Here is a 14,048-nt window from a genome sequence, read left to right as displayed (position 1 = left end):
GACGTTAGATGAATCTGCTTGAAATAGAAATGTTTAGGATTCTAACAACTAAAAGCTAACAGCTAGAAACTAAAAGAATATGGCAAAAACAAGTACAAAAAAACGTAAAGTTATTGTAGAGTCTATAGGCGAAGCTCATATTACAGCTTCTTTCAATAACATTATTATTTCACTTACCAACAAAAAAGGTGATGTAATTTCATGGTCATCAGCTGGTAAAATGGGATTTAGAGGTTCTAAGAAAAACACACCTTATGCTGCGCAATTGGCTGCAGAAGATGCTGCTGGTGTTGCACAAGAAGCAGGTTTAAAAAAGGTAAAGGTTTATGTAAAAGGACCAGGTAACGGTAGAGAATCTGCTATACGTTCAATTCACAACGCTGGTATTGAAGTTACAGAAATTATTGATGTAACACCATTACCACACAACGGATGTAGACCTCCTAAACGTAGAAGAGTTTAATTAAAAGCAAGATTTTTAACTACATTTAATTAGTTAGAAAAAGTATAAATAAAATTAATATCATCTGATAATCAGATGATATTAATTTTTTATGTACATTTGCAAACTGAAAAATAACAACAAGTATCAACAAGAGATCAAACGGTTATCGAAGGATAAGATTAAGACCTTAATTCATAACCACTCTTAAAAACAATTAAAAATGGCAAGATATACTGGTCCTAAAACTAAAATAGCTAGAAAATTTGGTGAAGCTATTTTTGGAGAAGATAAATCATTTGAAAAAAGAAATTATCCTCCAGGTCAACACGGAAATAACAGACGCCGTGGAAAAAAATCTGAATACGCAATTCAATTAGCTGAAAAGCAAAAAGCTAAATACACTTACGGTATTTTAGAGCGTCAATTTAGAGGATTATTTAAAAAAGCAAGAGCTTCTCAAGGAATTACAGGTGAAGTTTTATTACAATTATGTGAATCTAGACTAGATAACGTTGTTTACCGTATGGGAATTTCACCATCAAGAAGTGGCGCAAGACAATTAGTTTCTCACAGACACATTACTGTAAACGGTAACTTAGTAAATATTCCTTCTTATCAATTAAAAGCAGGTGATGTTGTAGCAGTAAGAGAGAAATCAAAATCATTAGAAGTTATAGCTAATTCTTTATCTAACTCATCTCAAGTATATGAGTGGATTACTTGGAATAACGATACTAAACAAGGAACATACGTTTCAGTTCCTGCAAGAATTCAAATTCCAGAGAATATCAATGAGCAATTCATCGTCGAATTATACTCTAAATAATAATTAACAACATTGGTATTTGGCCAAAGGGTTTATTTGTTCTTCTTCAAACTTATAAACCGCGCAACCAAATAACAATTAAAACGAAGAAACAAACATATGGCAGTATTTAATTTTCAGAAGCCCGACAAAGTAATCATGATTGATTCAACTGATTACGAAGGGAAATTCGAATTTCGTCCTTTAGAACCTGGTTACGGTTTAACAGTTGGTAATGCACTTAGAAGAGTGTTGCTATCTTCATTAGAAGGTTATGCAATAACTTCAGTAAGAATTGAAAGTGTAGATCATGAGTTTTCTGCAATTGCGGGTGTGGTTGAAGATGTTACAGAAATCATCTTAAATTTAAAACAAGTACGTTTTAAAAAGCAAATTGATGATATTGATAACGAATCTGTTTCAATTTCAATTTCTGGCCAAGAAAGAATTACAGCTGGCGATTTCCAGAAATTTATATCTGGTTTTCAAGTTTTAAACACAGAGTTAGTAATATGTAATTTAGATCCTAAAGTAAACTTAAACCTTGAAATTACAATTGAAAAAGGTAGAGGTTATGTGCCTGCAGAAGAGAATAAAAAAGCTGCAGCACCAGTAGGAACTATATTTACAGATTCTGTTTACACACCAATAAAAAATGTTAAGTATAGTATTGAGAACTATCGTGTAGAACAAAAAACTGATTATGAAAAATTAGTTTTTGAAATTATTACTGATGGCTCAATTACACCACAAGATGCTTTAACTGAAGCAGCAAAAACGTTAATTCACCACTTTATGTTATTCTCTGATGAGCGTATAACTTTAGAAGCTGATGAAATTGCACAAACTGAAACGTATGATGAGGAATCATTACACATGCGTCAATTACTTAAAACGAAGTTAATTGACATGGATTTATCTGTGCGTGCTCTTAACTGTTTAAAAGCTGCAGAAGTTGATACTTTAGGAGACTTAGTATCTTTCAATAAAAATGACTTAATGAAATTTAGAAACTTCGGTAAGAAGTCTTTAACCGAGCTTGAAGAGCTTGTAAATGTTAAAGGTTTAAACTTCGGAATGGATTTAAGTAAATATAAATTAGATAAAGACTAATTTTTAGTCATAATTATTAATCATATTTTGCTCCCACAGCAATGTGGTTTGGAAGCAAGATGATAAAACAAATGTCATGAGACACGGAAAAAAAATTAATCACTTAGGTAGAAAAACTGCCCACAGAAAAGCAATGTTAGCTAATATGGCTTGTTCTTTAATTGAGCACAAACGTATTAATACTACTGTTGCAAAAGCAAAAGCTTTAAAACAATTTGTAGAGCCTTTAGTAACAAAATCTAAAGAAGATACAACACATAACAGACGTCTTGTTTTTTCAAAATTAAGACAAAAAGAAGCTGTTACAGAATTGTTTAGAGAAGTAGCTGTAAAAGTTGGAGACAGACCAGGTGGTTACACAAGAATCATTAAGTTAGGAAACCGTTTAGGTGATAACGCTGATATGGCTATGATAGAGCTTGTAGATTACAACGAAATTTATAATGCAGATAAGCCTAAAAAGAAATCTACTAGAAGAAGTAGAAGAGGTAGTGCTAAACCAGCAGCTGCAGCTCCGGTAGAAAATACAGCAACTAACGAAGAGGAAGAATAAATGTTAATAAGCATTTAATATATAAAGGATAAACTATTTTTAGTTTATCCTTTTTTTTTGAATTTTTGTAAAACTTTTTAGTGTGCAACAAAACATGTAAAAGCACATAAAACAACACTAATTAAATGAAATATCAAAAAAAACAAGATGCCGTAGTACTTTTAGCTGATGGAACAATTTTTTACGGTAAAGCAGTAGGAAACAAACAAGGTACAGCCTTTGGCGAGGTTTGTTTTAACACAGGTATGACTGGTTACCAAGAAATATTTACCGATCCTTCGTACTTTGGGCAATTAATGGTTGCTACAAATGCACATATTGGTAACTACGGTACAAATGCTGATGAAGTAGAATCTGATTCTATTAAAATTGCAGGTCTTATTGTGAAAAACTTTAGTTATGAATATTCACGAGATGCTGCCGATGATTCACTTGAAAATTTTCTTGAGAAGAATAACCTTTTAGCTATTTCTGATGTTGATACAAGAGCACTTGTAAGTTACATTAGAGAAAATGGCGCAATGAATGCGGTTATAAGTACCGATGTTGATAATATTGAAGGACTTAAAAAACAACTAGCCGATGTGCCAAACATGAACGGTTTAGAGCTAGCATCAAAAGTATCAACCAAAGAACCTTACTATTTTGGTGATGAAAACGCAACTTATAAAGTGGCGGTGCTTGATATTGGTATTAAAAAAAATATATTAAGAAACATAGCTAGTAGAGATTGCTACATAAAAGTGTTTCCATACAATTCTAAATTTGAAGATTTAGAAGCATTTAATCCTGATGGATATTTCTTGTCAAACGGTCCAGGAGATCCAGAACCATTAGTTGAAGCTCAAGAAGTAGCTAAAGAAATTATAAAAAGAGATTTACCGTTATTTGGTATTTGTTTAGGACATCAAGTAATAGCTTTAGCAAACGGTGTTTCAACCTATAAAATGCACAATGGGCACAGAGGTATAAATCACCCAGTAAAAAACTTAAAAACTGGTAAAGGTGAAATTACATCACAAAATCACGGTTTTGCTGTAAATAGAGAAGAAGCTGAGGCTAATACAAATTTAGAAGTAACACACGTACATTTAAATGACAATACAGTAGCAGGATTAGCTATGAAAAACAAAAATGTATTTTCAGTACAATATCACCCAGAGGCAAGCCCTGGGCCACACGATTCATCGTATTTATTCGATCAATTTATTGAAAATATAAAAAAATAAATATTTAATATAAGCCTTATAAACACCTGTTTTTAAGGCTTATATTTTACTAAAACGTTATAGCGATGTTTTTAAAAAAATATTATCAAACATCGGTAAAAAAACAAGATTAAACCTTAAATTTGAAATATTAATTAAAGTAAAAAAACAAACCAATTATGAGTTCAATAATAAATATTCATGCTAGACAAATTCTAGACTCTAGAGGAAACCCAACAGTAGAGGTAGATGTTATTACAGAAAATAATGTTTTAGGAAGAGCAGCGGTTCCTTCAGGAGCTTCAACAGGAGAACACGAAGCTGTTGAGTTACGTGATGGAGGTGATACTTACATGGGTAAAGGCGTTTTAAAAGCTGTTGAAAATGTAAACACTGTTATAGCTGAAGAACTTTTAGGTGTTTCTGTTTTTGAACAAAACTTAATAGATCAATTAATGATTGATTTAGATGGTACAGCAAATAAATCTAAATTAGGAGCCAATGCCATTTTAGGTGTGTCTTTAGCCGTTGCTAAAGCAGCAGCTTCAGAGTTAGGTTTACCATTATACCGTTACGTAGGTGGAGTATCTGCAAATACGCTTCCTGTACCAATGATGAATATTATTAATGGTGGTTCTCATAGTGATGCACCTATTGCATTTCAAGAATTTATGATTATGCCTGTAAAAGCTCAAACTTTTACACACGCTATGCAAATGGGAACTGAAATTTTTCACCATTTAAAGAAAGTGTTACATGATAGAGGTTTAAGCACTGCAGTTGGTGATGAAGGTGGTTTTGCCCCTAACTTAGCAGGTGGAACTGAAGATGCTTTAGATACTATAGCAAAGGCTGTTGAAAACGCAGGTTATAAATTTGGAGATGAAGTTATGATTGCTTTAGATTGTGCATCGGCTGAGTTTTATGTTGATGGAAAATACGATTACACAAAATTTGAAGGCGATAAAGGTGAAGTAAGAACTTCTGAAGAGCAAGCTACTTATTTAGCTGAATTATGTGAAAAATATCCAATCATTTCTATTGAAGATGGTATGGATGAAAACGACTGGGACGGTTGGAAATCTTTAACCGAGAAAGTTGGTGATAAAGTACAATTAGTTGGTGATGATTTATTTGTAACTAACGTTGAGCGTTTATCTAGAGGTATTGAAAACGGTATTGCAAACTCAATTTTAATTAAAGTAAACCAAATAGGTTCTTTAACTGAAACTATTGCAGCAGTAAATATGGCTAAAAATGCAGGATATACTTCTGTAATGTCACATAGATCTGGTGAAACTGAAGATAACACAATAGCAGATTTAGCAGTAGCTTTAAACTGTGGTCAAATAAAAACAGGATCTGCCTCACGTTCAGATCGTATGGCTAAATACAATCAGTTATTAAGAATTGAAGAAGAGCTTGCAGATGTTGCATATTTTCCTCAAGAAAAAGCATTTAAAATTAAGTAGTAATACTTATTTTATAATAAATACTTAAAAAGCGATTATTTTTAATAATCGCTTTTTTTTGCTATCAATATTTTAATTTAGTAAACCTATGGTTAAAGTACTTTAAAAATCCTTAGATATTTTGTAAATTAGCACTCCGCTTAAATAAAATAAATTTACTTAAACTTATGGCAAATAACGCAACCATAGAAATAGATGGTAAAAAGTATGAATTTCCTCTAATTGAAGGAACTGAAAAAGAAGTTGCAATAGATATTAAAAGCCTAAGAGCAGCAACAAATGGTTTAATAACTTTAGATTCTGGCTATAAAAATACAGGGTCTTGTGAAAGTGCTATTACTTTTTTAGATGGTGAAAAAGGTATATTACGTTACCGAGGATATTCAATTGAAGAATTAGCTGAAAAAGCAGATTTCTTAGAGGTAGCTTATTTGTTAATTTTTGGAGAACTACCAACTTCAGATCAATTGAACAAGTTTCATACAGATATTATGAACAATTCAATGGTTGATGAAGATGTTCACAAAATTCTAGATGCCTTCCCTAAAAATGCACATCCAATGGGTGTTTTAACCTCTTTAACTAGTGGCTTAATTGCATTTAATCCTTCATCAGTAAATGTAGATTCTGAAGAAGAAATGTACAGAGCTATTGTTAAAATATTAGGACAATTCCCTGTATTAGTTGCATGGGTAATGCGTAAAAAGAAAGGTTTACCACTAAACTACGGTTCTAAAAAACTTGGCTACGTTGATAACATGATGAAAATGATGTTTGAAGTACCAATTGAAGAATATAAAATGAACCATATTGTAAGAGATGCATTAGATAAATTATTAATATTACATGCAGATCATGAGCAAAACTGTTCAACATCAACTGTAAGAATCGTAGGTTCATCACATGCTGGTTTATTTGCATCTTTATCTGCTGGTATTTCTGCGCTTTGGGGTCCACTTCACGGTGGTGCAAACCAAGCTGTACTGGAAATGTTAGAAGCTATAAAAGCAGATGGTGGAGACACTAAAAAATACATGGCTAAAGCTAAAGACAAATCAGATCCTTTCCGTTTAATGGGCTTTGGGCATAGAGTTTACAAAAACTTCGACCCTAGAGCTAGAATTATAAAGGTGGCTGCCGATGAAGTTTTAAACGATTTAGGTATTAAAGACCCAATTTTAGATATAGCCAAAGGTTTAGAAAAAGAAGCTTTAGAAGATCAATATTTTGTTGATAGGAAATTATATCCAAACGTAGATTTTTATTCAGGTATAATCTATCGTGCAATGGGTATTCCTGTTGAAATGTTTACTGTAATGTTTGCACTTGGGCGTTTACCAGGTTGGATTGCTCAATGGAGAGAAATGCGTTTACGCAAAGAACCAATTGGAAGACCAAGACAACTTTATATTGGCGAAACTGAAAGAAAATTCAAATCAATTTCAGATAGATAAAAATAAATTTGTTTTAAATAATTGTTAAGCTTCACGTAAAAACCGTGAAGCTTTTTTTGTATAAATACTTATTTTTAAGAATTATTCAAAAATTACTTTTTTATCACTAGTTTTGAAACTTTAAAATTCTAAAGCAAGTGAAGTTAAATATTCAAAATGAAACGTCTAGATTAAGAGCTGTTATTTTGGGTACAGCTAAAAGTTGTGGTCCAACACCAAAGGTAGAAGATTGTTATGACCCTAAAAGTGTTGAACACGTTTTAGCAGGCACTTATCCAACAGAAGAAGATATGATTCTTGAAATGGATGCTGTAGCTAAGGTACTTGAAAAGTATAACGTTACTGTTTACAGACCCGATGTTTTAAAAGATTGCAACCAAATTTTTTCTAGAGACATTGCTTTTGTGATTGATAACAAAATTGTTAGAGCAAATATTTTACCAGATAGAGATAAAGAAATTGAAGCTATTAGGTATGTTTGGAATAAAATTGATGAAAAAGATAGAATCATTTTACCCGAAGAATGCCATGTTGAAGGTGGCGATGTTATGCCCTGGAACGACTATGTTTTTATAGGAACTTACACTGGTAAAGATTATCCAGATATAATTACGGCCAGAACTAATATACAAGCGGTAAACGCTATTCAGGAGTTATTTCCTCATAAAAAAGTTAAAGCATTTGAGCTTAGAAAATCTAACACCAATGCCAAAGAAAACGCATTGCATTTAGATTGTTGTTTTCAACCCATAGGAAAAAATAAAGCCATAATTCATAAAAACGGATTTTTAGTTGAAAGTGAATATGAATGGTTGGTTAATTTCTTTGGAAACGAAAACATATTTGAAATAACAAAAGATGAAATGTACCAAATGTACAGTAACGTGTTTTCAATTTCTGAAGATGTTATAATTTCTGAAAAAAGCTTTACACGATTAAATAATTGGTTAAGAACCCAAGGTTTCACAGTTGAAGAGGTGCCATATGCCGAAATTAGTAAACAAGAAGGATTACTGCGTTGTACTACAATGCCATTAATTAGAGATTAAAATGCAACAAACTACAAACACAATATTAATGATTCGTCCTATAAATTTTAGGATGAATGAACAAACAGCGGTTAATAATTACTATCAAAAAGTAGTTGATAATTTGTTACCTGCAACCGTTAATAAAAAAGCACAAGATGAGTTTGATGCTTATGTTGAAAAGCTAAAAGCACATGGAGTTAATGTAATTGTAGTGTCTGATACCGATGATTTTGATACGCCCGATTCTATTTTTCCTAACAACTGGATTTCTTTTCATGAAAACGGAACGGTAGCATTATATCCTATGTTTGCTGTAAACAGAAGGCATGAACGCAGAGAAGATGTTTTAGATACTTTAGAAGCAAACGGATTTGTTATTGAAAATATAGTTGATTACACATCGGCGGAAGATGAAAATGTGTTTTTAGAAGGCACAGGCAGTATTCTTTTAGATAGGGAAAATCAAATAGCCTATTGTGCACTGTCTGCTAGAGCTGATGAGAGTTTGTTTATTGAATTTTGTGAAGATTTTGAGTATACACCTGTTGTATTTACAGCAAATCAAACTGTAAACGGACAGCGTAAAGCCATATACCACACAAATGTAATGATGTGTTTAGCTGAAACTTTTGCGGTTATTTGTTTAGATGCTATTGATGATAAAAAAGAGCGTAAACATTTAGTAAAAAAATTACAAGAAACTAACAAAGAGGTTATTACTATAACTGAAGCACAAGTAAATAATTTTGCTGGTAATATGCTGCAAGTAAAAGGCGAAAATAATCAACTGTATTTAGTTATGAGTCAAGCGGCATACAATTGTTTAACACCAAACCAAGTTGCACAAATTGAAAAACATTGTCCAATTATTTCAAGCTCGCTAGATACTATTGAAGCTTGTGGAGGCGGTAGTGCACGTTGTATGATGGCCGAAGTGTTTTTACCTAAGGCTTAATTACTTCAGCTTATCAAAAACATAAGCACCTTTGGTAGCACCCCAAACGTGATTGCCTAAAGAGTCAAAACCTCGATCCCATGATAAAACACGTTCTGATGTTATTTCAACCTTGCTAGTAGCAAAACTAGCGCCTCTAAGTGAGCTTTCACAAGATTTGAAAATGGTTGAACCTTTATAATGCTTGTCACCTAAGCGCTTTAAAATAACTTCACAGCCTTGTTTTAAAGCAATGTCTTGCGGAGATATAGAATCAAAAACTTTAGGATTCTTCCATTTTCCAACCCATAAAGAATCAGTTTTTAAAGTATAAATAGCCGATTTGAATGTACTATCACTATCTCTTGTAACTTCATAAATACGCTGTCTGTATGGTTTGTTTTGCATGCTGTTTAAAGCCTGTTCTACATACAGGTAATTTCCTTTATCTTCCCAAATTGGGTACATATGAAGTGAAATATTGTAATACGTAGAGTCTGCCTTGGCTTGAGCTTCAGAATTGTAAGAACCTTGCATTAATACAAATAATTCATCAAGTTCTTTATCTATTTTTGGGGTTTCAGTTTTTTGTTTACAAGCAGAAATAGCTATAATAAGTAGCAGCAAGAAGGTTTTTTTCAAAATACGTATGTTAATAAGTTATTTAACTTGGTTTAGATTTTGGTAACTGCACATAAAATGTACTACCTACATTTAGTGTACTTTCAACCCAAATTTTACCGTGGTTAAGCTCAACTAATTCTTTACAAATTGAGAGGCCTAAACCAGTACCTTTTTCATTACTGGTTCCCATAGTAGTAAATGACGTATTTTTAAATAACTTTTCCAAATTTTGTTTTGAAATACCAATGCCCGTATCGGCAATGCTAATAATACAACTACCGTTACTTATGTGATTTGAAATGGTAATTGTATCACCTTTTTTAGAGAATTTTATAGCATTAGCTAAAAGATTTTGTACCACAATTTCAAACATACTTCTATCAGCATAAGCAAAATCACGTAAAGAGTGGTCAACTAAGTTTATGCCTTTACTTTCAATACGTTGTTCAACAAGTTTAATTTTGTCTTCAAAAACTTCTTGAATATCAAACAAACTTGGTTTAGGATCTAAAGATTGCATTTGTGATTTAGACCAGTTTAATAAATTGAAAAGTAGTAAAGATGCGTTATTGGCATTTTCACTTAATTCTGGAATTAAATTGTCAAATTCTTCTCTAGATAATGAGCCATCTTTTAGTAATTCAATAAACCCGTTAATTGATGATAATGAGTCTTTTAAATCATGAGAGACTATAGAAAATAACTTGTCTTTTACATTGTTTACATTTTCAAGGTGTTTAGTTTGCTCTAAAAAAGCCTGATTTTGTAATTCAATTTTAATGTTTTTTTCTTCTAATTCTTGGGTGTATTTTATGTTACTATTTCGTTTTAAATAAATTAAAACTAAAAAGGTTGTAACTATAGCTAAAGCCGCAAGTAAACCGTAAAAAATAAGTTTGAACTTGTCTAATTGCGTATTTTCATTATTTATAGGTGTGTTCTTTATGTTTTGGTTTTTTGTTTTTCTAATGTTAATTTCAGGTGTATCTAAGTCTTTAACAGCAGTTAAATTATTATTAGTGTTGGTCTTAGTTTCTAAAGCATCAATTTTTTCTTGATTTAGCGCATGCTTTAAATCATAGTATTCTTTTTGCCAGATAAAAGCTTTATCAAACTTGTTTTTAATAGAATCTAAAGATTTTCGAAGTTTATAATGCTTTAGCAATTCTTGCTTGTTATCTAATTCAATAGCAATTTCTCGTGCTAGCAATAGTTGTTTTTCAGCAACAACCAACCTATCTTGCTGAATATTTAAGTTAGCAAGGTTGTTTAAAGTAATTAATAAATTAGGTTTATCATTAATTCGTTTTGTAACATTGTAGCCTCTTACTAGGTATAATGTTGCTTTTGAGTAATCGTTAAATTTTAAATATTCACCACCAAGTTTTGGGTAAATTTGGGCTTTGGCAGAATCTGTTTTAACACGTTTAAGTATTTTTTCATAATAATTAATAGCTTTTCTGTGTTCTTTCTTTTGCGAATACAGTTCAGCTAAATTACTATAAGATATATTAGCGCCTTTATAATCTTTAAGTTGTTCTTGTAAAGCAAGTGCTTTTTCATAATACTTAACCGCTTCATCAAAATTATTATTTTTAATGTAAGCAGTTGCTAAATTATTGTAGGCTACTTTTAAATCAAACGGTTCGTTGTGTGTTTCAAGAGATTTTAATGAAGCCAATGTGTACTGTAAACCTTGGCTATAGTTACCGCGTTTAATTTCAATACTAGCAATGCTGTTGTTTACTTTAGCAATTTGTAGTGTATCATTCAAATTGAAAAAAAGCTCTTTAGCCCTTTTATAGCCGCTCAAGGCATTTATATAATCATCTTTTTGGGCATAAATTAGTGCCTTGTAAAATGTTATTTGCGCAATACCTTTTTCATACTTTATGTCACTAGATAAGCGCTCACTTTGCACAATATATTTTAATGCTCTGTCGTATTCACCAATTTGGTATAGAGATTTTATTAAACTTAATGAGGTGTCTACTTTTGTTGAGTCTTGGTTTTGGTAAGCTAATTGTATGGTAAGGCTATCTATGTCATTAGTTTGGCTATAACTAATGCCCACAAATAAAAGAGTTAATAAAGTAAAAATTCTCCTCATAAACGTTTAAAATAGAACACAATAAAACAACCACAAAAGAAGCCTTATTTTGAGGGAAAATTAAGATTACTTTATAAAATAGTGATAGTAGTATGTGTTACCAACAATGTACAAGCTTAAACTTGTAACTAATAATAGCTTTTTTACAGAAACAAAAATTGAAAAATCAACCATTAAAATCTAATTTTTAAGTTTTAATACCAATAAATCAGTTAAAATGACGGGGAAAAAATCATGAAAAAATCGACGAATAGATAAACGGTAAAAAACATAGAAAAAATACACTTTTGTCGATAAAATACATTATCGAACACCTTAAAAAACAAGGTGTTCGCCCAATTTTCTAAATTGTAATATTTGTAGTATAATTATTATTTTAGGTAATGTTTTTTCTTCAATTAAGAAGTTGTAATTGGAATAATTTTTATTAACCAAGGTTTCATAAAAGTTTTATCTTTGCCACCTAAAAAGTAGCGTAAATGAATTTACAAGAAACCTTATCTAATCAAGTAAAACAAGCTGTTTTAGCTTCATATAATGTAGAAATTGAATTTGTAGAGTTTCAGGCAACTCGTAAAGAATTTGCAGGTGATATTACAGTGGTTGTTTTTCCTATGTTAAAATTTGTAAAAGGCAATCCTGTACAAATAGGTGAAACTATTGGCAATTATTTGGTTGATAATGTTGAAGATGTTAAAGCGTTTAACGTAGTTAAAGGTTTTTTAAATATTGAAATTAACGATTCTTTTTACTTAAACTTTTTCAACAGCATAAAAAACAATACAACCTATGGTTTTGTAGAGCCACAAGCTAGTAAAAAAGCTGTTATGGTAGAGTATTCTTCGCCTAATACCAACAAACCTTTACATTTAGGGCATATTAGAAATAACCTTTTAGGCTATAGTGTTGCCGAAATATTAAAAGCAGCAGGAAACAAAGTTTATAAAACCCAAATTATAAATGATAGAGGCATTCATATTTGTAAAAGTATGTTGGCATGGAAACGTTTTGGTAATGGCGAAACACCAGAAAGTACCGGTTTAAAAGGCGATAAGCTAGTTGGTAATTACTACGTGAAATTTGATCAGGAATATAAAAAAGATATTCAAGCTTTAATAGACAGTGGTAAAAGCGAAGAGGAGGCTAAAAAAAATGCTCCTATTTTGTTAGAAGCTCAAGAAATGTTACGAAAATGGGAAGCTGGCGATGCAGATGTAGTGGCTTTATGGGAAACCATGAATGGTTGGGTTTATAATGGCTTTAACCAAACTTATAAAAATTTAGGTGTAGATTTTGATACGCTTTATTACGAAAGTAATACCTATTTATTAGGAAAAGAATTTGTAGCCGAAGGTTTAAAAACAGGCGTATTTTACAAAAAAGAAGATGGCTCAGTTTGGTGTGATTTAACTGAAGACGGACTTGATGAAAAAATTGTACAACGTGCCGATGGAACAGCTGTTTACATGACGCAAGATATTGGTACAGCTATACAACGTGTTAAAGATTTTCCTGATGTTGGTGGTATGGTTTATACCGTTGGAAACGAGCAAGATTATCACTTTCAAGTGCTATTTTTAATTCTGAAGAAATTAGGATTTTCTTGGGCCGAAAATTTATACCATTTAAGTTATGGTATGGTAGATTTACCTAGCGGAAAAATGAAAAGCCGTGAAGGAACCGTAGTTGATGCCGATGATTTAATTGTAGATATGGCAACTACTGCCGAAGAAATTTCGGAAGAGTTAGGAAAACTTGATGGCTATTCTAAAGACGAAAAGAAAAACCTTTATAAAACAATAGGTTTAGGAGCGTTAAAATATTACATTTTAAAAGTAGACCCCAAAAAACGTATTTTATTTGACCCGAAAGAATCTATAGATTTTCAAGGAAATACAGGGCCTTTTATTCAATATACTTACGCTAGAATTCAATCTATATTGAGAAAAGCTACAGCTGAAAATTTAAACGTTCAAGTACGTTTACATGAAAAAGAAAAGGAATTGCTTAAACAAATACAGTTATTTCCAGAGGTTATACAAAATGCAGCTGTACACCACAGTCCTGCATTAGTAGCCAATTACACCTATGATTTGGTTAAAGAATTTAACTCCTTTTACCAAAACGTATCTATTTTAGGTGCAGATAATGAAGATGAAAAAATATTTAGAGTGCAATTATCTAAATTAGTAGCAAATACAATAAAAAATGCGTTTAGCCTTTTAGGGATTAATGTGCCAGAAAGAATGTAATTACTTTTAAAAAGTATATCTATAAAAAATAAGAAATAAAAAAACCA

The 14,048-nt window shown here is 31.5% G+C and carries 12 protein-coding genes; 10 read left to right on the top strand and 2 right to left on the bottom strand.

The genetic code is table 11. The annotated features are described in order from the left end of the window. The first annotated feature begins 79 nt into the window (after positions 1 to 79). The 9 genes from rpsK to ctlX all read left to right on the top strand — a co-directional run bounded on the left by rpsK (position 80) and on the right by ctlX (position 9,036). A complete protein-coding gene (gene rpsK, locus ACYX4H_RS02750; RefSeq protein WP_475295652.1) occupies positions 80 to 463 on the top strand; it encodes a 30S ribosomal protein S11 in 384 nt (127 codons plus the stop codon). Between the two features lie 202 nt (positions 464 to 665). Then, entirely contained in the window at positions 666 to 1,271 is a 606-nt protein-coding gene (rpsD, locus tag ACYX4H_RS02745; RefSeq protein WP_475295651.1) for a 30S ribosomal protein S4, read from the top strand. A gap of 99 nt (positions 1,272 to 1,370) precedes the next feature. Continuing rightward, positions 1,371 to 2,363 carry a DNA-directed RNA polymerase subunit alpha gene (locus ACYX4H_RS02740; protein ID WP_476237691.1) on the top strand — a complete coding sequence of 331 codons (993 nt, stop codon included), beginning with the start codon at positions 1,371 to 1,373 and terminating at the stop codon, positions 2,361 to 2,363. Positions 2,364 to 2,439: 76 nt separating this feature from the next. Next, complete coding sequence (gene rplQ / locus ACYX4H_RS02735; protein WP_475295649.1) at positions 2,440 to 2,916, top strand: 50S ribosomal protein L17; 477 nt, start codon at positions 2,440 to 2,442, stop codon at positions 2,914 to 2,916. A gap of 125 nt (positions 2,917 to 3,041) precedes the next feature. Then, entirely contained in the window at positions 3,042 to 4,145 is a 1,104-nt protein-coding gene (gene carA / locus ACYX4H_RS02730) for a glutamine-hydrolyzing carbamoyl-phosphate synthase small subunit (protein WP_476237690.1), read from the top strand. A gap of 158 nt (positions 4,146 to 4,303) precedes the next feature. After that, a complete protein-coding gene (gene eno, locus ACYX4H_RS02725) occupies positions 4,304 to 5,596 on the top strand; it encodes a phosphopyruvate hydratase (RefSeq protein WP_475295647.1) in 1,293 nt (430 codons plus the stop codon). A gap of 167 nt (positions 5,597 to 5,763) precedes the next feature. Further along, positions 5,764 to 7,050: a citrate synthase gene (locus tag ACYX4H_RS02720; RefSeq protein WP_476237689.1), complete on the top strand. Its 1,287-nt coding sequence runs from the start codon at positions 5,764 to 5,766 to the stop codon at positions 7,048 to 7,050. Positions 7,051 to 7,187: 137 nt separating this feature from the next. Further along, positions 7,188 to 8,099, top strand: a complete 912-nt coding sequence (locus tag ACYX4H_RS02715) for a dimethylarginine dimethylaminohydrolase family protein (RefSeq protein ID WP_476237688.1) — start codon at positions 7,188 to 7,190, stop codon at positions 8,097 to 8,099. Between the two features lies 1 nt (position 8,100). After that, entirely contained in the window at positions 8,101 to 9,036 is a 936-nt protein-coding gene (ctlX, locus tag ACYX4H_RS02710) for a citrulline utilization hydrolase CtlX (protein ID WP_475295644.1), read from the top strand. Here the strand turns inward: ctlX and ACYX4H_RS02705 are convergent, their stop codons facing one another. Together ACYX4H_RS02705 and ACYX4H_RS02700 are read right to left on the bottom strand one after the other, a co-directional pair. Then, positions 9,037 to 9,657 (bottom strand): chromophore lyase CpcT/CpeT, encoded by a 621-nt coding sequence (locus ACYX4H_RS02705; RefSeq protein WP_476237687.1) that lies wholly within the window; start codon positions 9,655 to 9,657, stop codon positions 9,037 to 9,039. It abuts the gene before it with no gap. Positions 9,658 to 9,679: 22 nt separating this feature from the next. Continuing rightward, complete coding sequence (locus tag ACYX4H_RS02700) at positions 9,680 to 11,749, bottom strand: tetratricopeptide repeat-containing sensor histidine kinase (protein ID WP_476237686.1); 2,070 nt, start codon at positions 11,747 to 11,749, stop codon at positions 9,680 to 9,682. Between the two features lie 479 nt (positions 11,750 to 12,228). Between ACYX4H_RS02700 and argS the strand changes: the two genes are divergently transcribed. Beyond that, the gene (gene argS, locus ACYX4H_RS02695) at positions 12,229 to 14,001 is read left to right on the top strand and encodes an arginine--tRNA ligase (protein ID WP_476237685.1); all 1,773 of its coding nucleotides are present in this window, start codon (positions 12,229 to 12,231) and stop codon (positions 13,999 to 14,001) included. The last annotated feature ends 47 nt before the right edge of the window (positions 14,002 to 14,048 follow it).

The sequence above is a fragment of the Seonamhaeicola sp. ABD4_340 genome, from assembly GCF_056312135.1.
This window is presented reverse-complemented; position numbering and strand designations above follow the sequence as displayed.